Source organism: Methanofollis tationis (genome assembly GCF_013377755.1).
In the GTDB taxonomy this organism is placed as follows: domain Archaea; phylum Halobacteriota; class Methanomicrobia; order Methanomicrobiales; family Methanofollaceae; genus Methanofollis; species Methanofollis tationis.
In genome coordinates this window covers 683,332-706,682 of the sequence record NZ_JABXWR010000001.1, presented here as the reverse complement: position 1 = coordinate 706,682, position 23,351 = coordinate 683,332, and the positions used below count along the sequence as shown (strand labels likewise).

29 protein-coding genes and 1 tRNA gene are annotated in these 23,351 nt (G+C 58.9%); 12 read left to right on the top strand and 18 right to left on the bottom strand.

The features are described 5' to 3' along the window. Nucleotides 1–484 precede the first annotated feature (484 nt). The 14 genes from HWN36_RS03690 to HWN36_RS12125 all read right to left on the bottom strand — a co-directional run bounded on the left by HWN36_RS03690 (nucleotide 485) and on the right by HWN36_RS12125 (nucleotide 10,893). Nucleotides 485–596: transfer RNA gene (locus tag HWN36_RS03690), tRNA-Met, on the bottom strand. Nucleotides 597–669: 73 nt separating this feature from the next. Then, the gene (locus HWN36_RS03685; RefSeq protein WP_176788131.1) at nucleotides 670–2,145 is read right to left on the bottom strand and encodes an acetyl-CoA carboxylase biotin carboxylase subunit; all 1,476 of its coding nucleotides are present in this window, start codon (nucleotides 2,143–2,145) and stop codon (nucleotides 670–672) included. 22 nt (nucleotides 2,146–2,167) lie between these two features. Then, complete coding sequence (gene oadA, locus HWN36_RS03680) at nucleotides 2,168–3,913, bottom strand: sodium-extruding oxaloacetate decarboxylase subunit alpha (protein WP_176788130.1); 1,746 nt, start codon at nucleotides 3,911–3,913, stop codon at nucleotides 2,168–2,170. Nucleotides 3,914–3,967: 54 nt separating this feature from the next. Next, the gene (locus HWN36_RS03675) at nucleotides 3,968–4,612 is read right to left on the bottom strand and encodes a hypothetical protein (RefSeq protein ID WP_176788129.1); all 645 of its coding nucleotides are present in this window, start codon (nucleotides 4,610–4,612) and stop codon (nucleotides 3,968–3,970) included. Continuing rightward, the gene (locus HWN36_RS03670; protein ID WP_176788128.1) at nucleotides 4,609–5,292 is read right to left on the bottom strand and encodes an ATP-binding cassette domain-containing protein; all 684 of its coding nucleotides are present in this window, start codon (nucleotides 5,290–5,292) and stop codon (nucleotides 4,609–4,611) included. Before HWN36_RS03670 ends, HWN36_RS03675 begins: the two co-directional genes overlap by 4 nt. Beyond that, nucleotides 5,276–5,959 carry an ATP-binding cassette domain-containing protein gene (locus HWN36_RS03665; protein ID WP_176788127.1) on the bottom strand — a complete coding sequence of 228 codons (684 nt, stop codon included), beginning with the start codon at nucleotides 5,957–5,959 and terminating at the stop codon, nucleotides 5,276–5,278. The genes HWN36_RS03670 and HWN36_RS03665 overlap by 17 nt, the downstream gene beginning before the upstream one ends. Next, nucleotides 5,956–6,465 (bottom strand): biotin transporter BioY, encoded by a 510-nt coding sequence (locus HWN36_RS03660; RefSeq protein ID WP_176788126.1) that lies wholly within the window; start codon nucleotides 6,463–6,465, stop codon nucleotides 5,956–5,958. Before HWN36_RS03660 ends, HWN36_RS03665 begins: the two co-directional genes overlap by 4 nt. 9 nt (nucleotides 6,466–6,474) lie before the next feature. Then, nucleotides 6,475–7,455: a biotin--[acetyl-CoA-carboxylase] ligase gene (locus tag HWN36_RS03655; RefSeq protein WP_176788125.1), complete on the bottom strand. Its 981-nt coding sequence runs from the start codon at nucleotides 7,453–7,455 to the stop codon at nucleotides 6,475–6,477. 5 nt (nucleotides 7,456–7,460) lie between these two features. Beyond that, the gene (locus HWN36_RS03650) at nucleotides 7,461–7,883 is read right to left on the bottom strand and encodes a DUF2111 domain-containing protein (RefSeq protein ID WP_176788124.1); all 423 of its coding nucleotides are present in this window, start codon (nucleotides 7,881–7,883) and stop codon (nucleotides 7,461–7,463) included. 30 nt (nucleotides 7,884–7,913) lie between these two features. Next, nucleotides 7,914–8,495, bottom strand: a complete 582-nt coding sequence (locus tag HWN36_RS03645; RefSeq protein WP_176788123.1) for a hypothetical protein — start codon at nucleotides 8,493–8,495, stop codon at nucleotides 7,914–7,916. After that, a complete protein-coding gene (locus tag HWN36_RS03640) occupies nucleotides 8,492–9,925 on the bottom strand; it encodes an RtcB family protein (RefSeq protein ID WP_176788122.1) in 1,434 nt (477 codons plus the stop codon). Before HWN36_RS03640 ends, HWN36_RS03645 begins: the two co-directional genes overlap by 4 nt. Before the next feature lie 9 nt (nucleotides 9,926–9,934). Next, entirely contained in the window at nucleotides 9,935–10,342 is a 408-nt protein-coding gene (locus HWN36_RS03635) for an archease (protein ID WP_176788121.1), read from the bottom strand. 2 nt (nucleotides 10,343–10,344) lie between these two features. Beyond that, the gene (locus tag HWN36_RS12240) at nucleotides 10,345–10,485 is read right to left on the bottom strand and encodes a hypothetical protein (protein ID WP_343044918.1); all 141 of its coding nucleotides are present in this window, start codon (nucleotides 10,483–10,485) and stop codon (nucleotides 10,345–10,347) included. Nucleotides 10,486–10,656: 171 nt separating this feature from the next. Then, on the bottom strand, nucleotides 10,657–10,893 hold the full coding sequence (locus tag HWN36_RS12125; RefSeq protein WP_218133187.1) for a DUF2551 domain-containing protein: 237 nt from the start codon (nucleotides 10,891–10,893) through the stop codon (nucleotides 10,657–10,659). 30 nt (nucleotides 10,894–10,923) lie between these two features. Between HWN36_RS12125 and HWN36_RS03620 the strand changes: the two genes are divergently transcribed. Continuing rightward, complete coding sequence (locus HWN36_RS03620) at nucleotides 10,924–12,051, top strand: IS256 family transposase (protein ID WP_176787304.1); 1,128 nt, start codon at nucleotides 10,924–10,926, stop codon at nucleotides 12,049–12,051. Between the two features lie 47 nt (nucleotides 12,052–12,098). Here HWN36_RS03620 and HWN36_RS03615 read toward each other — a convergent pair whose 3' ends face one another. Beyond that, on the bottom strand, nucleotides 12,099–12,236 hold the full coding sequence (locus HWN36_RS03615; RefSeq protein ID WP_176788119.1) for a DUF2551 domain-containing protein: 138 nt from the start codon (nucleotides 12,234–12,236) through the stop codon (nucleotides 12,099–12,101). A gap of 183 nt (nucleotides 12,237–12,419) precedes the next feature. Here HWN36_RS03615 and HWN36_RS03610 point away from each other — a divergent pair, with 183 nt between their 5' ends. The 6 genes from HWN36_RS03610 to HWN36_RS03585 are packed head-to-tail and all read left to right on the top strand — an operon-like array spanning nucleotide 12,420 to nucleotide 16,531. Continuing rightward, nucleotides 12,420–13,277 carry a protein translocase subunit SecF gene (locus tag HWN36_RS03610; protein ID WP_176788118.1) on the top strand — a complete coding sequence of 286 codons (858 nt, stop codon included), beginning with the start codon at nucleotides 12,420–12,422 and terminating at the stop codon, nucleotides 13,275–13,277. Beyond that, nucleotides 13,274–14,728 carry a preprotein translocase subunit SecD gene (locus HWN36_RS03605; protein ID WP_176788117.1) on the top strand — a complete coding sequence of 485 codons (1,455 nt, stop codon included), beginning with the start codon at nucleotides 13,274–13,276 and terminating at the stop codon, nucleotides 14,726–14,728. The genes HWN36_RS03610 and HWN36_RS03605 overlap by 4 nt, the downstream gene beginning before the upstream one ends. Nucleotides 14,729–14,770: 42 nt before the next feature. Beyond that, complete coding sequence (locus HWN36_RS03600; protein ID WP_176788116.1) at nucleotides 14,771–15,052, top strand: thioredoxin family protein; 282 nt, start codon at nucleotides 14,771–14,773, stop codon at nucleotides 15,050–15,052. 13 nt (nucleotides 15,053–15,065) lie between these two features. Further along, nucleotides 15,066–15,341, top strand: a complete 276-nt coding sequence (gene trxA, locus HWN36_RS03595) for a thioredoxin (protein ID WP_176788115.1) — start codon at nucleotides 15,066–15,068, stop codon at nucleotides 15,339–15,341. Between the two features lie 42 nt (nucleotides 15,342–15,383). Beyond that, complete coding sequence (locus HWN36_RS03590; RefSeq protein ID WP_176788114.1) at nucleotides 15,384–16,004, top strand: endonuclease III domain-containing protein; 621 nt, start codon at nucleotides 15,384–15,386, stop codon at nucleotides 16,002–16,004. Beyond that, a complete protein-coding gene (locus tag HWN36_RS03585) occupies nucleotides 15,983–16,531 on the top strand; it encodes an aldolase (protein WP_176788113.1) in 549 nt (182 codons plus the stop codon). Before HWN36_RS03590 ends, HWN36_RS03585 begins: the two co-directional genes overlap by 22 nt. Here the strand turns inward: HWN36_RS03585 and aglJ are convergent. After that, nucleotides 16,498–17,421, bottom strand: a complete 924-nt coding sequence (aglJ, locus tag HWN36_RS03580; RefSeq protein WP_176788112.1) for an S-layer glycoprotein N-glycosyltransferase AglJ — start codon at nucleotides 17,419–17,421, stop codon at nucleotides 16,498–16,500. The genes HWN36_RS03585 and aglJ overlap by 34 nt on opposite strands. A 39-nt stretch (nucleotides 17,422–17,460) precedes the next feature. Between aglJ and HWN36_RS03575 the strand changes: the two genes are divergently transcribed. After that, entirely contained in the window at nucleotides 17,461–18,030 is a 570-nt protein-coding gene (locus tag HWN36_RS03575; protein WP_176788111.1) for an endonuclease dU, read from the top strand. On the opposite strand, the gene HWN36_RS03570 is transcribed toward HWN36_RS03575, so the two are convergent. Further along, nucleotides 18,002–18,592 (bottom strand): hypothetical protein, encoded by a 591-nt coding sequence (locus tag HWN36_RS03570; RefSeq protein ID WP_176788110.1) that lies wholly within the window; start codon nucleotides 18,590–18,592, stop codon nucleotides 18,002–18,004. The genes HWN36_RS03575 and HWN36_RS03570 overlap by 29 nt on opposite strands. Before the next feature lie 188 nt (nucleotides 18,593–18,780). Between HWN36_RS03570 and HWN36_RS03565 the strand changes: the two genes are divergently transcribed. The 4 genes from HWN36_RS03565 (at nucleotide 18,781) to HWN36_RS03550 (ending at nucleotide 22,506) form a co-directional block, all read left to right on the top strand. Beyond that, complete coding sequence (locus tag HWN36_RS03565) at nucleotides 18,781–19,083, top strand: hypothetical protein (RefSeq protein ID WP_176788109.1); 303 nt, start codon at nucleotides 18,781–18,783, stop codon at nucleotides 19,081–19,083. A gap of 109 nt (nucleotides 19,084–19,192) precedes the next feature. Further along, nucleotides 19,193–19,339 (top strand): hypothetical protein, encoded by a 147-nt coding sequence (locus tag HWN36_RS03560; protein ID WP_176788108.1) that lies wholly within the window; start codon nucleotides 19,193–19,195, stop codon nucleotides 19,337–19,339. Between the two features lie 195 nt (nucleotides 19,340–19,534). After that, entirely contained in the window at nucleotides 19,535–19,912 is a 378-nt protein-coding gene (locus tag HWN36_RS03555; protein ID WP_176788107.1) for a GNAT family N-acetyltransferase, read from the top strand. A 1,343-nt stretch (nucleotides 19,913–21,255) separates the two neighbouring features. Next, the gene (locus HWN36_RS03550) at nucleotides 21,256–22,506 is read left to right on the top strand and encodes a tyrosine-type recombinase/integrase (RefSeq protein WP_176788106.1); all 1,251 of its coding nucleotides are present in this window, start codon (nucleotides 21,256–21,258) and stop codon (nucleotides 22,504–22,506) included. Here HWN36_RS03550 and HWN36_RS03545 read toward each other — a convergent pair. After that, complete coding sequence (locus HWN36_RS03545) at nucleotides 22,495–23,127, bottom strand: hypothetical protein (protein ID WP_176788105.1); 633 nt, start codon at nucleotides 23,125–23,127, stop codon at nucleotides 22,495–22,497. The two genes, HWN36_RS03550 and HWN36_RS03545, sit on opposite strands and share 12 nt — an antisense overlap. Nucleotides 23,128–23,351: the final 224 nt, after the last annotated feature.

Sequence of the window (23,351 nt, the reverse complement as noted above, 5' to 3'; positions counted from 1 at the left end):
AACTATTTATTTGTTGATATTGATAAATCCACGCTCCGTATTATAAATAGAATCATTTCTTCTCTCTCTTTTCAGATAGTGTCAAACATTTCCAAGAAATATTTCAGATTTTAGAAAACTTGAGATAAATGAAACTAAAATCTTTCCATGTTTGTTTTCAAAGATAGACCCCACATGATATAATATTAGAAAACCCGAGGTTTCTTTTTCCTAGATAAGGAAAATGTCAGGCATGTACTTACCCACCAATCATCACCCTGCTCTAAATCAACCTCTGGAAATTGTGTTCACTGCCCACCCATGACTATCCAAGCGCAGTATCCGATCAGCCTCCACCTCATCAAATGGCACCCCCCTGCGCGCCACCGATCAACCCCCACCCCCACCATCGACAGGGTTATATAGCTCGACCGAAGATCAAGATATCAAATGGAGCCTTCTAAAAGTCGCAATTCAAAATTGGAACTCAAAAATGCCGTAAAAGTGCTGCGAGGGGGATCCGAACCCCCGACCTCCAGATGTCTCAGATCCGGGCGCTTCGTTTTTTGCTCAAAACCCTATGAGTCTGGCGCCCTAACCAGCTAGGCCACCGCAGCGCGGTTGTTTGCACCTAAGTGCAGTATAACAATGATGGATTCACTAATAAAGGTTGTTGTGGCCGGGAGCAGATCAGCGCTTCCGGCTGTTGATGTACACGTTCACCGCGGCGGAGATCGCCGCCATCTCCTTCCCCTGGCGCAGAGAGTCGGCGAGCGTGGCCATCCTGGTCTCCTCCTCGCGCAGGGAGCGGCGGAGGCTCTGGGCGATATGCTCCTCCTGGAGGAAATGGGTATGCGTCCGGCCCTGCGCAAACTCTCGGTTGTGCATGAGGGCATGGTGCAGGGGCAGGGTCGTCTTCACCCCCAGGACCACGTACTCGTAGATCGCCCTGCGCATCCGCTCGATCGCCTCCATCCGCGTCTGGCCCCAGGCACAGAGTTTCGAGATCATCGAGTCGTAGTTCGGCGGGATCGTATAGCCCATATGGATCCCGGAGTCTACCCTGATCCCGGGACCGCCGGGCGAGCGGTACCGGACGATCTTGCCGGTATCAGCCTGGAAATTGTTCATCGGGTCCTCGGCGTTGATCCGGCACTCGATCGCGTGCCCGCGGATCGAGACGTCCTCCTGCCCGAAGGAGAGATCCTGCCCCGATGCGATGGCGATCTGCTGCTTCACCAGGTCGATGCCCGTGATCATCTCGGTGATCGTGTGCTCCACCTGCAGGCGGGTGTTCATCTCCATGAAATAGTATTCGCCACCCGAGTAGAGAAACTCCACCGTGCCCGCGTTCCGGTAGCCCGACGCCTTTGCGACCGTCACCGCCGAGGCCGACATCCGCTCCCGCAGTTCGTCGGTCATGATCGGGCAGGGCGCTTCCTCCACCAGTTTCTGGTGGCGGCGCTGGATCGAGCACTCGCGGTCGTAGAGGTGCAGGGTGGAGCCGTAGTTGTCGGCCAGCACCTGGAACTCGATATGGCGGGGTTTGACCAGGTACTTCTCGATGAACACCGTCGCATCCCCGAAGGCCGACTCGGCGATCTTCATGCTCCCTTTGATCGCCTCCTCGAGCTCTTCCGGGCTGTTGACGATGTGCATCCCGATCCCGCCGCCGCCGGCGCTCGCCTTCACGATCACCGGGTAGCCGATCTCCTCGGCGACCCGCGCCGCCTCGTCGATGCTCGCGATCCCGCCGGGCGTCCCCGGCAGCACCGGCACGCCGGCCTCCCGCATCTTCTGCTTGCTCTCGATCTTCGAGCCCATCATCTCGATGGTCCGCCACGACGGCCCGATGAAGGTCAGTCCCTCGTCCTCGACCATCTTCGCAAACTTCGCGTTCTCGGCAAGGAAGCCGTAGCCAGGATGCACCGCCTCGGCGCCAGACTTTCTGGCGATCTCGACGATCCGCTCCATGTTGAGATAGCTCTTCTGCGGCGGGGCCTCGCCCACAAAGAACCCCTCGTCCGCATACTTCACATGAAGGGCGTTTTTGTCCGGCGTCGAGTAGATGGCGACCGTCTCGATGCCGAGCTCGCGGCAGCCCCGCATCACCCTGATCGCGATCTCGCCGCGATTTGCGATGAGTACCTTCTCAAAATATCTCATAGGACCACAGAAAGAGAGAGCATCATTCGACCACCATCAGGACATCCCCGTTCTGGACGACATCCCCTGAGTCCACGAAGATCTCCTTGACCTTCCCATCCGTGGGGGCATAGATCGGGTTCTCCATCTTCATCGCCTCAAGCACCAGAAGGACGTCGCCCTTCTTTACCTGCACGCCCGGGCTCACCCGCACTTCGAGGACCATGCCCTGCATGTTGGACTTGATCCCGCCTGCAATCTCCCCTCTGGGCAGCTCGGTCCCGGCGGCCCTGGAGCCTGAGTCGACCGCACTCCCCTCCACCGAGACGATTCTGACCGAGAAGATCTCGCCGTCGACCTCGACCTCCATGAAGCTCGGGATATCGGCAGAGGAGGTAGTGGCGGCCGCCCTTCTCTCCGGGATCCCCTCGGGCTTGCGCTCCCCTTTCAGGAACGACGGGGCGATCGCCGGATAGAGGATGTAGGTGAGGATATCCTCCTCCTTGCGGACAAGCCCGTCCTTCTCGGCCTGCTCGCGCATCTTCTGATAGGCCGGCTCAAGAAGGTCGGCCGGGCGGACCGTGATCACGCCCTCAGTCCCGATGATGATCCCCCTGATCTCATCGGAGATCGGTGCCGGAGACCGCCCGTACAGCCCCCGCACATAGTCCTTGACCTCCTTTGTGACGTTGCCGTAACGCTTCCCGCCCATCAGCACGTTGAGCACCGCCTGCGTCCCGACGATCTGGGAGGTCGGGGTCACCAGCGGGGGGTAGCCGAGGTCCTGGCGCACCCGCGGGATCTCCACAAACACCTCTTCGAGGCGGTTAAGGGCGTCCTGCTCTTTCAGCTGCGAGACCAGGTTCGAGATCATCCCGCCGGGCAGCTGGTAGATGAGCACGTCGGAATCGACGCGCTCTGAGATCGGGTCGAGGAGCCCCTGATATTTCTCCCGCAGCCGCATGCAGAGGTCCCTGACCTTATGAAGGGCGTGCAGGTCGATCCCGGTCTCGCGGTCGGTCCCCATCAGCGATGCGACCACGCTCTCGGTCGGCGGCTGCGAGGTGCCCAGAGCGAAGGGCGACATCGCCGTGTCAACGATATCGACGCCGGCATCTATTGCCGCCTGGTAACTCATCGGCGCCACGCCGCTCGTCGAGTGGGAATGGAGACAGACCGGCAGATCGATGCGCTCCTTGATCCCGGCGATGAGGTCGCGGGCCGCTCCGGGCATGATCAGCCCGGCCATATCCTTGATGCAGACCGAGTCGCAGCCGCGGGCCGAGAGGTCCTCGGCCATCTCGATGAACTTCGCCGTCGTGTGCACCGGGCTCGTCGTATAGCAGATCGTCCCCTGAAGATGGGCGCCGGCCGCTTTCACGCTGGAAAACGCCTTCTCCATGTTCCGGACGTCGTTGAGGGCGTCAAAGACCCTGAAAATATCCACGCCGTTTTTATATGCGGCGTCCACGAACCGCTCCACGACGTCGTCTGGATAGTGGCGATAGCCGACAAGGTTCTGGCCCCGCAGGAGCATCTGGATCGGCGTCTTGTCGAGTTCGGCCTTCAGATCGCGAAGGCGATCCCAGGGGTCGTCGTTCAGAAAGCGGATACAACTGTCAAAGGTCGCCCCGCCCCATGCCTCAAGGGAGAAAAAGCCCACATCATCCATCTTACGAGCCAGAGGGAGCATGTCCTCTGTTCTCATTCGGGTGGCGATGAGCGACTGATGGGCATCCCTGAGCGTCGTATCGGTAATATGAACTCGTTTAGGACTGGCAGCACTCATCTGAATACCTCGGGGCTCTCAAATATCCACAAGCCTCTCAATTTTTCATTCTGATCATATAAATACATCACTAAGAGGTACAAAAGAGAGAAATACAACGATTCCTGCGAGAACAGTTGCAGCGCAATCGGCTCGCGTGCGGGTGAAAGAAGGGCAGATCGAACCCCCGCCCCGGTATCCCCGAACGGCCAGAAGAGCAGCGCGCTCAGCCGACCGCCGCATCTGTGCGTGCAGGATCGCACGCCCGAAGGGGACGATCATGCCCGGGCCCCATCGTTTACCTTTGAGCTCGAGGGCCATGCGTATCCGGGCGATATCCTCTTCGAGCGAGGCGAGGGCCTCCATGCCCATCTCCCCGGCAAGACCGAGATCGAACCCGATGCGGTTGCCGGCGAGAGACGCCCCTGCGCCGAGCAGCTCGCCCTGCACCCGTTCGCCATATGCCCAGAACGCCACGAGAAATACGGCCGAGAGCCGGAAAAGATAGGAGAGCCCGCCCCCCGAGGCGATCTCGGTGGCGACGGCGGCAACGACGAGGGGGACGGCGACGAGGGCGATGGTTTTCGGGGCGGGCAGGGACTCCCGGCGCCGGCTGAAAAGGACCCACCAGAGGCCTACGAGGGCCGCCCCGGCCACCGAGGTAAAGGCGGCAAGCGAGAGGGCGAGGGTGCAGAAGACTCTCAGCCGTGCATCTTTCATCTCGCCTCCCTCACGTCCTCGAACCTGATGTTGGCAGGCCTGCGCCCCTCTTCGAGTGCACGCTTCAGGTACGGCGGTGCATACCGCCAGCGGCCGATCGCCCCGGGCACCGGGCCGAGACACGCCGCCCTGCCGTCTGCGACCTCCCAGATATAGTCGACCCGCGGGAGCACCTGGCGTTCATGGGTGAAGATCACGGTGATGCCGGCATCGCCCTCCTCCAGCCAACGGCAGAGATGCCGTTTCTGCACGCAGTCGAGTGAACTGAAGGGCTCGTCGAGGATCAGCAGATCCCATGCGCGGGCAAAGAGGCAGGCGAGGTGAAGCCGCTTGAGTTCGCCGCGGGAGAGGTGGAACGGGTCGTCGTCGACACGGTCGGCAAGACCGCACCGTCCGGCAACGGCGTCCGGGTCCGCACCATAGGATGCGATCTCGGCCCTGACCGTCGCCTCGGTGACATGGTACTCGGGGTTCTGGAAGGAGAGGGTCATCGTCCCGACGCCTTCGCGCCGCACGCTCCCGGCGTCTGGCTGCAAAAGGCCGGTGAGGAGGAGAGCAAGCGTCGTCTTCCCGCTCCCCACCCTGCCGGTGACAAGATGGATCCCCTCTTCAAAGACGCCAGAACAGGCGAGGGTGAACGCTCTGCGGGAGAAGGCGATCTCTTCAAGCGCCACCTGCACGACCGCACCTCCAGAGGTCAGGGTAGAAACAGGTTTTTTCAAGTGCCAGAAACACCTCTGCGGGCGGACCGGCATGGACGACCGACCCTTTCTTGAGGAAGACAACCGTATCGGCGCGGGACGCCGCCTCCATGTCCTGGGTGCACCTGACGACATACGGGCACCGGCAGGCGCCGATCGCCCGCTCCACCGCCCGTGCCGTCTCTTCGTCAAGGTGCGAGTCGAACTCATCGAGGATCAGCACCTCAGGGCGGGAAGACAGGGCGGTTGCAAGGGCCACAAGGGCCCGCTCGCCGCCAGAGAGATCCCTGACCGTCCGCGTAAGCAGCCCCTCGATCCCGACCAGATTGGCGGCCTCGCGGACACGCCGCTCCGTCTCCCCGCAGGAGAGGCAGGCAAACCGGGAGGGGCCGGCGATCTCGTCGAAGACGCAGGTGAAGAGGATGCTCTGATCAGGAAACTCGTCGACCCATCCGATCTCGACCTCCCTGGGAGACTGACCGTCGAAGCGGACGCTCCCCTCCTGCGGGAGATGCAGCCCGGCAAGCAGGGAGAGCAGCGTGGACTTCCCGCTCCCGTTCGGGCCGATGAGTGCGGTCGTTCCCTCAGGAAGGATGAGGGAGGGGATGGCGAGGATCTGGTGGCGAACGTCCGTAAGTGCGATCATTGCAACCGTCTGGCGACATAAAACACCGCTGCCGCCTTGACGGCGTCGCCCGGCAGAAACGGAGCCATGCCAATCACGATCGCCGCCGCGATCCCCATCCCCGTCGAAAAGGCGAGCCAAGAGACCCCGAAGAGATAGATCAGAAGCGATGCGGCGGCAAGCCCTGCGATCCTGATCCGGTCGGACCGATGTTCATAGGCAATTCCCGCCACGAGGCCGGCAGCGATAAAACCGAGAATAAAACCCCCGGTCGGCCCGAAAAGAACCCCGATTCCCGCCGTCCCGTTGTGGAAAAGCGGGAGGCCCAGGGCGCCGAGCAGCACATACAGCCCGACCGGCACGACCGCCCGCCACTTCATCACCGCACCGGCGAGGAGGACAAAGAAGGTCTGAAGGGTGAGCGGGACCGGGAAAAAAGGGATGGAGACCCAGGATCCCGCGGCAATCAGGGCGATAAAGCCTGCCGACTCTGCGATCATCCGGGAACGCCGCTCGTCTCCGTACATCAGCAACCCTTACAGATGCACACAGTCCCCTGCGATCACTTTTTCGATGCGCCCGTTGTCCCTCCGGATGATCAGGGCGCCGTGCTGGTCGATATCGATCGCCACGCCCTCGAAGGACTTGCGAGCCGTCCGGATCGAGACGCGGTTGTCCAGCGTCAGGGAGAGGCTCTTCCACTCCCTGATGATCGGTTCATACTCACCGCTCTGGACGATCATATACCGGCTCTCAAACTCCCGCAGGATCATGGCAAGCAGGGAGGCGCGATCGATATCGTGGCCGAGTTCGGCCTTGATCGAGGTGACGCTCTTTTGCAGTTCCGGAGAGAGTTCCCCGACGTCCACGTTTGCGTCGATGCCCATGCCGAGGAGACAGTAATGGATCTCGTCGCCGTCGGCCGAGAGTTCGAGCAGCAGGCCGGCCACCTTTTTATCCCCGATATATACGTCGTTTGGCCACTTGATCAGGGCGCCGAGATCGTATTTCCGCCTGATCGCCCGGGCCACCGAGATCGAGGCCGCCATCATGATCATGAAGAGCGAGTCCACCGGCATCTTCGGCGTTAAGATGATGCTTGCCCAGATGCCGCCTTTCGGTGAGGCCCATGCCCGCCCGAGCCTTCCAAACCCGCCGGTCTGCTCTTCGGCGACCACCACCGTCCCGTTGAGGAGGGCGGGATCGGTTTCCATGCAGAGTTTTTTCGCCGCCCAGTTCGTGGACCCCACGCTCTCGTAGTAGCGCGTGTCGATGCCGACAAAGGAGGTCCTGAGCACTTTTTTGATCGCCTCAGGCGTGATGGGGCCGGCGCTCCTGACAAGAAGGTATCCCGCATCGAGGGATGACTCGATATCATGGCCGCTCTCCCTGAGCTCCTTGATATGGTGGGAGACCGTCGATCTGGGGATCCCGAGCTCCCTGCTGATCTCATCGGCCGTGATCGGGCCCTCGGCAGACTCAAGAATTTTGAAGACCTGCTGTATCGTGTCGTTCATGGCTATTACCTTCTGGCAGAGACAGACTCTGTCGGGAGAGGACAGGGGTCCTTCCCGCAGACCTGCTGGAGGATCGCTGAATGGTGCTCCATGAGTGTGGCAAGGTCGAAGATACCGGTGATGTCCACGACGCCGATGGCGCCGATCGCTGCACCCGATCCGTCCCTGACCGGGGCGACGACCACAGGCACGCCGCGATACGGCCCGGAGACCGGGACCGTCTTTTTCATGGCGTTCTCAGCGATGGCATCCTCGAGCACCGGACCGGTGTAGCGGTCATCGACCACCCGTCCCTCCTCGACACGAATGCCGGGCCGGTCCCGGGAACGCGCTGTCACCGGAAGGCGGTTGAGAATGGAGTGAACCGCCATAACGACCGGCACAAGATCCTCGGGGGTGGAAGAGGCAGCGATGATATACTGATCCATGATTACACCTGTACACTCCATCTCTCTTCTCTAAAATAAGGTTTCTCTTTCCGCAGTGCAGAAAGCGCCCATAAATTTTGCCGACGGGTATTCGTGGGTTGCGGCGACAACAATCACACCATCGCCGATCTCTTTTGCGATGATGACCGCCTCGCCCTCAGGCGTCTCGGCGACCGTCTCGCCGCCGTGGACAGGAAAGATACCGTCGGTCTCGACGGCCCCGGCATCGTAGCCGTCGATGAGAGAGGCATATGGCGTGTTGCCCGGGAAACAGAGTGCTCTCTCTCTGTACTCGTGCCTGTACTCCACCGGGAAGGGCAGCCAGTCGTAGGCGCCGGGCCGCTCGTCTGCGGCGCCGAAGACCAGGAGACGCCCGCCGTTCTCGACAAATCGTCTGATCCGCGGGGCCGCCGCCCGCAGGCCCGGGAGCAGGCGGCAATAGCGCGGGTTTCCAAACCCCGTCGGGACGACCAGCGCCACATAGCGCCCTCGATAGAAGGGGGAGGCGATCAGGTGCTGGTTGACGTGATCGCAGCAGATCCCGCAACACTCGTTCACAAACCGGTTGAAGGTCCCGGGCTCGTCCCAGAGGATCGCTGCCTTTGCTATCATCCCTTGATCACCCCGATCGGGCGGAGGCGCACCACCGGCAGCGAGAGGCCGGCGCGCCGCACCACATCCACCACCTTGTAACTCTCCTTGTAGGCATCAGGGGCCTCTTCTGCGATTGAGGCGTCGCTCGTCGCCCTGACGATGATCCCCTGTTTCAGCAATTCTTTCCTGACCTCGCTGCCCGGCGTCGCCTTTTTTGCTTTCGTCCGGCTCATCACCCTGCCAGCCCCGTGGCAGGTGCTTCCGAAGGTCTTTTCCATGGCGGTCGTCGTCCCATGAAGGACATAGGACGCACTTCCCATGCTCCCGGGTATGATCACCGGCTGGCCGACGGCGCGGTAGTCCTGCGGGACCTCAGGGCAGCCCGGCCCGAACGCCCGTGTCGCCCCTTTCCGGTGGACACAGAGTGTCTGGCGACCTTTATCGGTGGTGTGCCTCTCCATCTTGGCCACGTTATGGGCGACGTCGTACACCAGCGGCATCTCCTCGTAGTCGATCCCGTACATCCGGTTCAGCACCGTCCTGACCTGGTGGGTGATCACCTGCCGGTTCACCCACGCATAGTTTGCGGCCGCCGCCATCGCCCCGAAGTACGCCTCTCCTTCAGGCGAATGCAACGGGGCGCAGGCGAGTTGCCGGTCAGGGATCTCGATCCCGTATCGCCGCGTGGCCGACTCAAGCGTCCGGAGGTGGTCGGTGCAGATCTGGTGGCCAAGGCCGCGTGAACCGCAGTGGATCATGAAGCAGACCTGCCCTGCGCTCAGGCCGAAGGTCTGCGCCGCTTCGTTGTCATAGACGGCGTCCACCGTCTGGATCTCAAGGAAATGGTTGCCCGATCCGAGGGTCCCGGCCTGGGGCATTCCCCGCTGGCAGGCTTTTTTCGATACCGGCGCAACATGTGCGTCCGGCATCTTCCCCCCCTCTTCGCAGTGGGCGGCGTCCTTTTCGGTGCCGTAGCCTGCGGCAACCGCCCAGTCGACGCCCTCGACCATGATCTCCTCGAGGTCGTGCGGGGATATGCGCATCTCGCTCTCCGCACCCACCCCTGTCGGCACGGTGGTAAACAGCGCTTCGATCAGGGCGCGGGGATTTGTAATGTCGTCAGGCGTCAGCGGGGTGGCGATCAGGCGCACACCGCAGTTGATGTCGTAGCCGACGCCCCCCGGCGAGATCACCCCGGTCTCCTGCTCGAATGCCGCGACCCCTCCGATGGGAAAACCGTATCCCGAATGGATATCAGGCATGGCAAGGGAATAGCGCACGATCCCGGGAAGGACGGCCACGTTTGCCAGCTGCTGGACGGCCCCGGCCTCAAGGGTTTCGGATAGGTCTTCCGAGAGAAAAAAACGGCCTGGAACCCGCATGCCAGGGACGTAACCAATCGGTACTTCCCACTCAACCTCATCGATCCTCTCAATCCCCGCAAGCATCAGCACACCTCACACATCAAAGAGTATCTCACTACAAAATTCTTCCCCGTCACGGAAGATCCTGAGCCCGGAGTAGGAAACTCCCTTGATCTCCATCCCGCCCCGGTGCCGGTCGGGGTCGAAGGCTTCGCCGCGGGCCACGGCCTCAAGCGCGGTGCCCTTCACCGTGACCTCGAACGACGAGAAGACCACCCGTTCGACCTCCGCGATAAAGAGCAGCTCTGAGAGGAAGTCGACCATCATCTGGGGCATGTCGGGGGCGCTCACCGAGACCCGGCGCTCGATCCCGCCCTCCTCACAGGCGACGTACATGATAGAAAACATTGCTCTGGCTGCCTCTGCAAAGAGAGCGTCGCAGGAATCTGCCGTGACGCGCACACGGACATCGGCCTGATGGGGCAGTTCTTCAAACGGCATGGTCAGTCATGCTCATAGAATGGAATAAGCGCCATGTCGATCGTATCGAGATACGGCGCCTGGTACATCGAGACATAGATGCGGTGGCGCCCGGCCCTGATCTGCACGTCGGTGTTTTTCGGCGGTTTCAACGAGACGGGCATGAGGATCGGGCCGCCGCAGGATGTGGAAACCCTGAAATCCGAGTTCTTTTTTTCGATATACGTGATAACATCGTCTGAAACCGTGATCTTCTCAGAAGAGAAATCTCTCCGGGGCCTTATCATCCTTTATATCTGGACGCCGGAAAAGGTAAAATAGTTCTGATCGTCGAGTCAGCCGCATTTGAGCAGACGGGCGACCATGCACACATAATCTTCCTTGATCTGATAGACCGCATTTGCTCCGTCCATATCTCTCTTCACGTGCAGGATGCCCATCCGCGAAGCGATGATACCAACCATCGAGGCCACAGAGTGGTAACTGATCGCAAAGGTCTCGGAAAGCCGGGTATAGAGTTCAGGTGATAGTGTAACGAATTTTCTGTAAAAATAATTTGGCCCTGAATCCAACCTAGATTTGCAGAAAGGAGAAACAGGGCCATGGATCCCTTAGCGTTAATCGAAGATTATCTTTCCGATAATGAGAATGGCATGAAGACCCTCATCACCTGGTTCCTCAACCAGGTGATGCTGCTCGAAGCCCTCCACCAGGCGGGAGCCGAGCAGTATGAACGAACCGATGCGCGGAAGGCTCACCGAAACGGCTACAAGAAGCGCTCTCTAAAAACCCGATATGGAGAAACGATCCTCCAGAAACCACAATTCCGAGAGTTCCCCTTCGAAACACAGGTATTTGGACGCTATTCCCGGGTTGAGAAGGCTCTTGAGAATGCTATCTTTGAATCCTACCTTCAGGGAGTCTCAACCCGCCGGATCCAGGAGATTGTTGCTCATTTTGGCATCGAACAACTCTCTCCTGCTTCAGTATCCAGGATAGCAAAGGACCTCGATGAACAGGTCCATGCATTCCTTCAGAGGCCTATTGAACAGGAGATTCCCTATCTCTTTGTGGATGCTTCGTACTACAAAGTCAGAGAGGGACCACGCTACATCACCAAAGCTCTTCTGGTGATCGCCGGTGTTCGAATGGATGGCTACCGGGAAATCCTGGGAGCTAGAATCACTGATTGTGAAAATGAGATGTTCTGGTCGGGATTGTTCGAAGACCTCAAAGAACGAGGATTGGTGGGTGTCAAGATGGTTGTCTCAGATGGTCATGCCGGGATCCAGAAGGCGGCGGAAGCCGCCTTCCTCGGCGCATCGTGGCAGATGTGCTCGGTCCATTGCACCCGGGCGGTTTTAAAGAATATTCCACGGAAACATCAGAAAGAAGTTGCTGAGTCCTTGAAGGAGGCATATGGGGACGAGGAAAGACTTCAGCAGCTTGCAGATGATCTGAACGAACGAGGATATCGGAAAGCGGCCAATACGATCGAGAGATTCATCCCGGGACTTATGAGTTACACGGCGTTCCCGAAAGAGCACGCAAAGCGGATCCGAACGACGAACATGATGGAAAGAGTCAACAAGGAACTGAAACGGAGAACCAAAGTTGTAGGGGCCTTTCCCAATGAAGAGTCACTCCTCAGGCTGGCAGGATCCATCCTGATGGACATCAATGAGGAGTGGGTGACCGGCAGAAGATATTTGACGATGGAGGGGGAATGATCAAACAAGGAGACAGGGCTCAGACGAATTACAGAAGATCTGAAACACTACCGTTCAGGTATCGTCGCTGACTTTATCCTGACAAAGAAGGCAAGCACCTCGTGGCGAATACCCGTGCTGTCCCGGGAGAGATATTTCTTCAGGCGGGCCTCAATCTCCTTCTTGAAATCGGCCGGGGACCGCATGACGGAGTGTAGAATAGTACAGTATAAATAGGTTTTTATTTCGTCTCAATCCTTCCGGGCCCCGGAACGTAAAACAACCCAAAACCTGAATAATGCCGATCTGATCTTCTGGAATTCCTGATAATAACGGTTCAACAGAGGTTATCCAAATATTTAATCCCCTATACGGCAGAGTACGTAGATATGGGTTTTGCTACCTATGATGTCAATAAATATCCCCCGAAGCAGATGGTGGCGGTTCCTCTCATCGTGCTTCTGCTGGCCCTCGGCCTGCTCGCCGTAAACTGGGCGATCACCGGGATGCCGATTACGCCGGGCATAGATTTCGCCGGCGGCACAGCGGTGACGATCATAACGGACGACGGTGTCGCAGAGATCGAGAGCTATTTTTCCGGGTTCCCTCTGGAAAGTGTCGGTGAAGGACTGGGCGGCGGCAAATACCTCAAATTCGGCCCGATGTCCGATGACCAGTACAGAGCTCTCAGCCAGATGGTGAGCGACCGCTACCCCGAGGCGAAGATCGACCAGATCGGCGAGGCCTTCGGCGCCGCGCTCCAGCAGCAGGCGCTCATTGCGCTCGTTTTCTCGTTCATCGGAATGGCACTGGTCGTCTTCATCGCCTTCAGGAGTTTCGTCCCATCGGTCGCCATTGTGCTCTCGGCCTTTTCCGATATCGCCATCACGGCAGCGATCATGAACGTCGTCGGCATTCCGCTGACCCTCTCAACGACCGCTGCGCTCCTGATGCTCATCGGGTATTCTGTCGACAGCGACGTCCTCCTTACAACTCGCCTGTTAAAGCGACAGGGAAAGATCGAAGAGAAACTTTCAGGCGCCTACAGGACCGGGATCATCATGACGACCACGACCATCGCCGCCGTCATTGCGATGCTGGTCGTCACCGCCATCGGTCAGGTCGAGGTGATCTTCCAGATCGCGGCGGTCCTGCTGATCGGACTCTTTGTTGACCTGATGAACACCTGGGTGCTCAACGCAGGCATCCTCAAGGATTACGCAATGAAACAGGGGAGACGCACATGAGCAACGATACCCTCAGAAAACTGATGAGTGACTGGCGTGTCATCCTCGTCGTCATCCTGGTCGCCGCTTCCATCGTCGCCATCGGACCCCACTTTGAGGACGGGAAATTCACGACCAACCTCCAGTACGGCCTCGACCTCCAGGAAGGCTCCTGGCTCCAGATGGAGTTCCAGGCAGAGGTGCTCACCGTCCAGACCGACCGGTCCATCGACCGTCTGGCAGAGAACCTCAGCCGGACCCTGGACACCGAGGTGATCGTCGCCGCAGACGATCAGATTGAGATCAGAAAGAAATTCTCTCAGGAAGAACTCCAGCCAATCCTCCTGGCAGAGGGTGCGACGATCGTCACCTACAACCCCGGCGTCTCAAAGGAGACTGCTGAGGATGTGAAACGCATCCTTGAAAACAAGGTCAACAGTCTCGGCACCAAGGACGCCCGGGTGAACATCCTGACCGGCCTCAACGGGGTCACACGCTATGTGCGCGTCGAACTTGCAGGCGTCGACATGGCGACGGCGAACGAAGTCGTCGGCCAGCAGGGCAAGTTCGAGATCAGGGTCCAGACCACAGGCAGCGAGAGCCAGCATGTGCTCTTCGGCGACGCCGTCACCAGTGTGTCGGTCCCGACCGTCTACCCGCCGGGATCGGATATGTGGGGCGTCGGGTTCACTCTCAGCGAAGCAGGAGCAAAAGCCTTCAGAGAGGCGGCGATCTCCTCTAACGCCGTCAACGACCCGGAGAACCACGAGTTGATCATGCTCCTGGACAACACCACGGTCTACTCGGCGCCGCTCTCCCCGAACCTTGCCGCAAAACTGAAAGCGGAACCGATCCGCGAACTCCGCGCCTCCACCGGCACCGGGGATGCGGGTATGCAGGACGCCCTGAACCTCGAGATCCACCTGCGTGCCGGCGCCCTGCCGGTGGATGTGACCGTGGCGGGCTCGGGCTCGGTCTCGGCCACGCTCGGGGACTACTTCAAGATCGTCGCCTTTGCCGCGGCGGCCCTTGCGCTGATCGTCGTCGGTGTTGTGGTCTACTTCAGGTACCGCGAGCCGAGCATTGTGTTACCGATGATCGCGATCAACCTCGCCGAGATCGTGATCCTCCTCGGGATTGCCCGCTATATCCAGCAGCTGGACCTCGCCTCGATTGCCGGTATCATCGCCGTGATGGGCACGGGCATCGACCAGCTCGTCGTCATCACCGATGAGGTGCTCTACGAGGGACGGGTGCCCTCGCCGAGCGTCTATCTGAAGAGGCTGGCGCGGGCCCTCGGGATCATCGTCGTGGCCGCGTCGACCACCTTCATCGCCATGCTCCCGCTTGCTCTGATGGACCTCTCGACCCTGCGGGGCTTTGCGATCATCACGATCCTGGGCGTGCTCATCGGCGTGCTGGTAACAAGGCCTGCATACGGAAAGATCATCATGGCGATCCTCTCGAAATAGATCTGATACCTTTATCTTCTCTTTTTTCCCACCCGGCAGATCATGGGAAGGCCGGTGCTCATCGATTTCTTCTCGGCATGGTGCGAGCCCTGCACAAGGCAGACGGCGATCGTCGACGAACTGGCGGCTCGCATCGGGGATGCAGTTGAATTCAGGAAGATCGACGTCGGCGAGAGGCGGGACCTGATTGCGAAATACCAGCTGGTGACCGTCCCGACGATCGTGATCGAAAAAGACGGACAGGTCGTGAAACGCTTTGAACGCCTCACCGACGCCGGGACCCTCGAAACAATTTTAACTTCTCTGATCGATGATCATGCATAACCGAGGGAGAATAATGAGCAAACCAGTACTGACGGACTTTTTTGCGACCTGGTGTGGGCCGTGCAAGATGCAGACGCCGATCCTCGAGGAACTCGGACAGAAACTCGGTGAGAGCGTCGAGATCAGGAAGGTGGACGTGGACCAGAACATGGAGGCGGCGACGAAGTACGGTATCAGGGTGGTCCCCACGCTGATCATCGAGAAAGACGGCATTGTCATGCATAAACTCGAAGGAGTTACCCGCGCCGACACCCTCGAGCAGATCCTCAAACCCCTGATCGAAGAGTAAGGACCGGACCGCGACGGCCGGAAAAACCTGTTTATTTTTTATATGAGCCCGGAAGAGCGCGTATCGGTGCTTCTGGATCTTCTTAGACGGCGCTACGGCAGGATCGTCTGGTGGGACGCCTCTCCTGAAGAGGTGATCATCGGTGCGGTGCTCACCCAGCAGACCCGCTGGGAGAATGTGGAGCAGGCGCTTGAGAACCTCGGGAAGGTGGGTATCTGCTCGACAGAGGGGATTACCGCCGCCGATACTGCCGTGATCGAGGAGCAGATCCGCCCGGCAGGGTTTTACCGGGTGAAAACGCGGCGTCTCAAGGCAGTCTCTTTGATGGTGCAGGAATCGGGCGGCATCCGGACGCTTGGAGAGATGCCGACGGCAGACCTGCGGGAGGCGCTTCTTGCGGTGCACGGTGTCGGCGAGGAGACGGCGGACAGCATCCTCTGCTATGGGTTTGGCCGGGCGTCGTTTGTGATCGATGCATATACCAGACGCATCTGCGGGTGCATGGGGATTTCAGGATCGTACCGGGATCTTAAAGATCTGTTCGAGCGGGTGCTGCCGGCAGAGGCGACTGCCCACGCACAGGCGCACGGCTGGATCGTCGAGTATGCAAAAGAGTTCTGCGGAAAAAAGAGGTGCGAAGAATGCAGGATAAAGATTTTGTAAGAATTGGCGTGAGGCTCTTTACCGAAGGGCTTGTCGGTGGAAATTTCGGGAATATGAGCAGGAGAGAAGAGGACGGGTTTGTGATCACCGGGACCGGGACCTACCTCGACGATCCGGGCGACCTGGTTCTTGCACCCCTTGAGGGGCCGGCACCGGCCGGAGCATCGAGCGAGTACCGCGTGCACCAGGCGATCTACCGTTGTTCACAGCACCGGGCGATCGTGCATGCCCACCCACCCTATGCGGTGGCGGCTTCCCTTGCCCTTGACCGGGTGGTCCCGCGTGACTCCGAGGGGCAGATGCTCTGTCCGGTGATCCCGGTGGTCGGCGGTGCGCCCGGCACGCAGGAGCTGGCCGACAACGTGGCGGCGGCGCTCGGCAGGGACGGCCGTCTCGTGATCGCGCGCGGTCACGGCACGTTTGCTACAGGAAAGAGTGTGGAAGAGGCGTATCTCTATACCTCCCTTGCCGAGCACGCCTGCCGCGTGATCGCCTATTCAGGTTTTTTCGGCGGCTGCATCCGCTGAATCTCCCTGACCACCTCGCGGTGAAAGGCGAGGAGCATGTCGCCGATCACCCCGAACATGAAGATCTCGATCCCGACCATGATTAAGAGGACGGTGAGGATGGTGAGGGGGATGTGCTCGATGTGGTTGAGCCACTCGACGAGCACGTAGATCGCCAGCACCCCGCCGGCAAGGGTGAGGCAGGCGCCGATCAGGCCGAAATAAAAGAGCGGGTTGTTCGTCTTTGCGAACCGGTAGATCGCCGAGAGGATCCGCATGCCGTCCTGGAGGGGATGGAGTTTGGTCGGCGTGCCCGGCCGCTCCTGGTATCTCACCGGGACGACGGCGATCTGCTGGTTGAGGTTCACGGCCTGTACCGCCATTTCGGTCTCGATCTCGAATCCGGCTTCCCGCAGGTTCATCTGCCTGAGTGACCCGAGGGTGAAGGCCCGGTAGCCTGAGAGGATGTCGCTGAGATCGCGCCCGTGGGCGAGTCTGAAGAAGTGGTTGATGAGGTGGTTTCCGGTCAGGTTCAGGCGAGTGAAGGCGCGCGAATCCGGGAAGGCCAGGCGGTTGCCGATGACATGGTCGTAACCTGAGAAGAGAGGGAGGAGCATCTTTTCGGCATCTTCGGGAAGATAGGTGCCGTCGCCGTCGAGCATGAGCACATAGGGGAGATCGATGATCCCGGCGGCTTCAATGACGGCGTTGCCCTTTCCCTTCCCGCTCTGGAGCCGGACTTCTGCCCCGGCTTCTTCGGCACGCGCGGCCGTGCCGTCGGTGCTGTTGCCGTCCATCACCAGGATGCGGCGGTAGCCCCGGTCGCGAAAGGCCCGGACAAGGTCCCTGATCGTCGGCGCCTCGTTGAGGGTGGGGATGAGGATGCACACCTGATCTTTTTCGATCTCCATTGAGGTATTATTAAAAAATCCATAATCATAAGTGCTTCCATGCATGTCGCAAAGAAAGGGCTGCGCGTGCTCGGGATCGCGGAGAGTTTCAGGGGACGGGACCGATCGGTGCTGGCCGGCGTGGTGATGCGCAGGGATCGTGTGATCGATGGCGTCGAGATCGGGGAGGTGACGGTCGGCGGCATGGATGCAACGGCAGCGGTGATCGCCCTTTTTTTCGCCTTCGAGCGGGAGGACGTCAACCTGATCATGCTCTCGGGCTGCATCATCGCCTGGTACAATATCATCGACCCGGCAGCGGTGCATGCGGCCACCGGGGTGCCGGTCGTGGTGGTGACCTACGAGGATTCGGAGGGGCTGGAGGAGGAGATCGCCGCCCATTTTCCAGGCGATGAAGAGAGAGTGGCGGCATACCGCCGCCTCGGGGGGAGGCTGCCTCTTCACCTTTCAAACGGGTATACCGCGTATATCAGACCGGCCGGGATCGACGACGATACGGCAGGAAGAGTTGTCGATGCGTTCACCCTGGAGGGAAGAGTGCCCGAGCCCCTGCGGGTGGCGCGCCTGGCCGCCCGTGCCGTCATGCGGTATACGTGTCGGCCGAGATGAGCCGGCCGTCGGTGTTCGAATAGATTTCGACGCGCACGACATCGCCGGGTCTGAAGGTGCCGTCGGTGAAGTCGATGGTGATAGGTCGGCCCGGATACCAGCGGCTGCTCTCGCCGTTCATGGTCTGGACGCCGTAGTGGTGCGTCGATATAAACTCATGCGCATACATCGTCGGAATGCTGGCGGATATCGGCTCGCCGTTCCTGAAAAAATGCGCTGAGAGGTCGCTCTTGTCGTACTCTCTGGTCCGGTCGGCGTTGTCCTCGGGGGTTCCGAGGTACCACCGCATCAGATCGATGGGATCGCTGATGTCCATGGAGGCCGGTGTGCTGTTGTACCTGAGGGTGACGCGGCTATCGTAGTTGAGCGTATGTGTGCCATCATCGATATGGTTGATCGCGACGATCTCGAAGATGCAGGGCGCTCCTATCATGTCGAGATCGAGGGACGGGAGATGAAACATGAGAAGAACAAGGACCGCAAGGATCATCGCAAGGGCGACGAGAAGCAGGTTTGCCTGCAATGAGGAAACCGCCCCGTCAGAATGGTCAGACCCGCTCATTTGCAGAGGATTATACCTGAAGTAATATAATTTTTCGCCCGCTCCGGATTTCACCGCCGGAGATGAGCCCGGTAGATCCATCCTCTCGCGGGGTATGCCGGGGCCGACCCATGTGACATAAAAATCTTGTACAGATGAAAGGGGTAAAGGGGGCACTATATGGGATTTTTTTTCAAAAAAACCGAAAAATGACCCATGAAAGGAATATAGAAGGCTCTTCGCACCTGGTCGGTGAAGACGTGGACGATGCCTTCGCGGAACTCGCCGGCGTGGACCTCGGCCGGACCCGGGAGAACGAGGATACCGAGCCGGTGCAGTGCGAACAGTGCCACTTTGTCAACCCGCCCGGTACCCGCTTCTGCGGCAAGTGCGGGATCGGTCTCACCGCCGATGCCCAGGACTCGGCGCAGGGGATCCTTGCAGAACTGCGGGTCATTCCCGCCGAGAACCCGGCCCTTGCCCTGGAGACCTTACAGAAGGCCCGGCGGTGAAAAGATGTAGCCGGGGGACGCGGTGATCGCCCGGGCCGGGATATGGGTGGTCCAAGAGAAACCTATTTTTATGTGCCCCGGGATATTATACGATCAGGAGGGAAGGAAGATGGCAAAACCGATCGAACTTGGGCTTGTCCTGGAGGGGGAAGACGCCCGGCGGTTCCAGCGCTATCTGGACCACCCCACCGACACCGATGACGGCCGCGAACTGATCCGCGAAGCCGCCATCCTCGCCCGCGAGATGCGACTTTGAACACGAAAATACCCTTCGATAATCTATCTTTTTCTCTTCTCAACGAAGACACCGACGTTTCATCGTTCCAGTGCAGAGAGCCGGACCTGACCGAGTTCCTGATCGAGGACGCACTCGATAACCAGGCCACCCGGTTATCTGTCACGCGGATCGTCTCATACGAGGGACGCATCGCCGGGTTTTTCACGCTCACCAATGACTGCATCATCAGGAAAGGCATCAGCGAAGATGACGGTGAAAGAGTGGTATCCCTATCCGCATTATCCGGCGCTGAAGATCGCACGCCTGGCAACACATCAGGAGTACGAGGGCCGGGGCATCGGGCGAGCGATGTTGCTGAAGACAGTGGCGATCGCCATGAGGCTCTCCTGCTATGTGGGGTGCCGGATGATCACGGTCGATTCCAAGCCGGACTCCGAGAGGTTCTATCTGAAATACGGTTTTCAGAGTGCCCTGCTGAAAAAGAAAAAGGATACGATCCCGCTCTATCGTGACTTTTACCGGTCCTACCAGGAGGCCGAGAGGGGCATGAGCCCGCCCCTGTCCGCCTTCAATGAAAGCAAAGAGCGCTGAAGGACATCAGGGATCTATAATGGCTCTTCGCTCCTTTGTGTGGGTAGCCATGATACCTTCATCCGACTCCCTCAGATGACCGGGGAAATCATACGCGAAAGACCGCGATTTTTAGAGGCGGGAAGCATCTCAAGAGGAACATGTCGACGGGTTGATCGGCGTGCCGGTTTCGGGGGGCCAGCTGCCCCGCAGAACTGCGATCGGGAGAGATAGCGGTGATCCATTCGGACTCCTTGTGCTGCCTTCCCGGTCCAATCCGCTCAGCTGGGCAGAGCCCCCGGCGCGGGATGCAGGAAGGCGGTCGATCGGTTCGCTGTGTTCGGGAAGGAGGATCGGCATGCCGGTGTCGGGGGGCCTGCTGCCCCCCGGTCCCCCCGCAAAATACGATTGATGCAGGACGGCAGACCTCCTCTTCTGGACATCGCCTCCCGCCTTCCCGGTCCAATCGTGCGCGGGGGTCCGGGGGCAAAAGCCCCCGGCGGGCAGCGTGGGGAAGGCGGGGGACCGGTACGCCAGGATGGAGAGAGAACCTGAACACGGCATGCCGGGGACTGACTGCAGGGAGGGGATCATGTCGGAATCACCCACATGAAACAGCGAAGAGCCTCTATAATCTTTTGCCTAACTACTGCGCACCCATTGTGCGGGCCGTAGGGCGATCGAGGCATTTAGAGATACATTTTTAAAATATCACTTGTGGTGGGCGGATACTTCAGCACCGCGTTTGCAAAAGGCAATCTCCCTACGCACTCAAAATATATTAGACCAAAAGAGAAAGGTGCGGTCTTTTCCAGCAGATCGCACCGTCCACACACCACAAAGATGCGATGTGTCTCCCCCACACAGGGATACTCATCCCCGCCGGCGAGCCGCTCCCGGCCGACGCGAAGAAACTTGACACCATCGGCCGCCGGCGCATCCGAAATCTCACCTATGCGAAGAAGCCGAAGTGGAACCCGACCCGCAGCCGGTGCGCCCAGGCTCTGCGGGCAGGGAGAAACGAAGCAAAACGCTTATTTTTCTTGGCAGGTATCACCCCATGTTCAGATATCCCCGGCAACAGCGGAATGATCACACGACCCCGGGCCGCCGAAGAATCGCTGGCGGTTTACGGAACAGATAAAGACGCAGGGCACAAACACCACGAAAACTTTGCAAAATAATTGGTTCACAAAAGAGGACTAATCTGGACTTATTTTTTATGCGGGAATGATAACTTAGATCCTTTAAGCCTCGGGCGGGCGCAAAATCACTTTTGTTTGAGTCCTACACGGCAAAAACACGATTTTTTGCCGCTTGCCCCGTTTATTGCGCCTCCCGTTCAAGGAGGATGGAGAACAACGATGGCAAAAATAGTCAGTTTCGGAAAGACCGCCGAGGAACTTGAGATATATGCCGAACGCGGCATACAGCGCCGGATTGACGCGGGAGATATGACGCCGGAAGATGCCGACTTGATCCGGCAATTTGTCGCACACCAGAGGGCGAACGGCAATATAGGCGATGCGCGGGCATACAAAACCACCAACTCATTGAGCAACATCACCAGGTTCTGCAAAACGCCGCTGGTAGAAAACCGCATCGGGGATATTTACCTTGCCGTTACCGCCATAAAACGCGGCAAGAAGATTGCGGCAAAAAACGGGAACAACGGCGGCGGGATGCTATCGCCGGACACACAGCGGGATTATATCACGTTCCTGAAGCGTTTCTACCTCTGGTTGATTGAAGAAGGATATGTAACCCTCCCCGCCGACAAAATCGCCAAAATAAAGCCTCCAGCGGCAAAACGAATGACAAAGACCGCCGAACAGATGCTTACCGAAGACGAAATCCGGGCGATGATCCATTCATGCACAAGTAGCACGGCGGCGCGGGACCGGGCGCTTATCAGCGTGCTTTATGAATCCGCAATGCGGATTCACGAAGTGGCGGCGCTGAAATGGTCAGACGTTCAATTCGATACGCATTTCGTGAAGATAAACACGGCCGGAAAAACCGGCACGCCGCGATATATCCCGCTCACCGCGTCCCGCGGCTATCTTGCCGAGTGGCGAAGCGCGTATCCCGGCGAGGCATCGGGGGCGAATTTTGTATTCATCACCGCCCGGGAAAAACCGCTGACTTACAACTACACGAAAAACCTTCTCCAGCGGATCGCAGAGCGCGCAGGCATACAGAAGCACATCACGCCGCATCTGTTCCGGCATTCTCGCATCACAAACATGATCCGGCAAGGGTTCGGGGAAAGCACCGTTAAAATGGTTGCGTGGGGAAGCCTGACCTCAGAACAACTTGCACGATACACGCACCTGGTAAACGCAGATATCGACGCCGAGTATGCCCGGCACGCCGGAATAGACCTTACCGAAACGCAAACCGCCGCGGAACCGCTCGCAAACCGGATATGCGCGCGGTGTCATGCCGTAAACCAACCGGACCGCAACTTTTGCGGCGTGTGCGGTCATCCTCTGACAAAAGAAACGGTCCTCGAACTTGATGAGATGAAAGCGGAGATTCGCGCCGACGAACGGTTCATGAAAATGATTGCGGACCTCGAACGGAAGATTGAGGCGCTACAATCACTTTCCTGATTTTTTCTTTTCGTTGTGGAAGTCATAGCGGCACTTGTCCGAACAGAAGCGCGCCGTGATAGGCCGGTCCTCACCGATGACACCGCCGCAATGTGCGCACCGCGGGCGGAGGATCTTCATCAACTCAATGCCCGGCACGCCGAGGTCATGCAGGAGTTGTAGGTTTTCCGTTAAATCGCCCGATTCGGCCAATTTTGAGTAATGCCGCTCGAAACTTCTAAATCGTTGCTTGCAGGTGTCAGAACAGAAAACACGCTTCCCCGTTTCCCGGGGGCCGAGGCCGTCCGCAAACGGACCGCCGCACCATTCGCAGATCGTTTCTTGAATCTCGCCGCTGGACAACGGCACGCCGAGATCGCCGTCTCTGGAAAGGTTGATGACCCGGGCGCGGGCAAGTCTCAGTTTCACAAGTTCAAGGTGTTGTGGGTTTTTAAACCGGCTAACGGTTATTTTGCCGTCCTGTAGGGCCGCGAAAAACGGATACTCGATAATCAGGTATTGCCGCGATCTCTCGCGCTCCCACACTTCAGGAGAAACGCCGATAGGGCACTTTTCGTAAATCCAGAATGTTTCATCCCGGACCCGGGCCAAAAACGCCTCTTCAGCATTTACACGGCGCATACACTATTTTGATCGGATTGCTATGTTAATATTTCCACGCTTCGATGTGTTTGTATGGGTGGCAATCATCCGAACAGGCCGATCATCGGCCTGAGCATCGACCGCGCACTTGTGGCGCGCATCGATAACGAGCGCGGACTTATCCCACGCTCACGGTATGTAGAAGAACTCATTAAAACGGGATTCGAGAATGGCGCACCGGCGAATCGTTAAACCAGAAATGA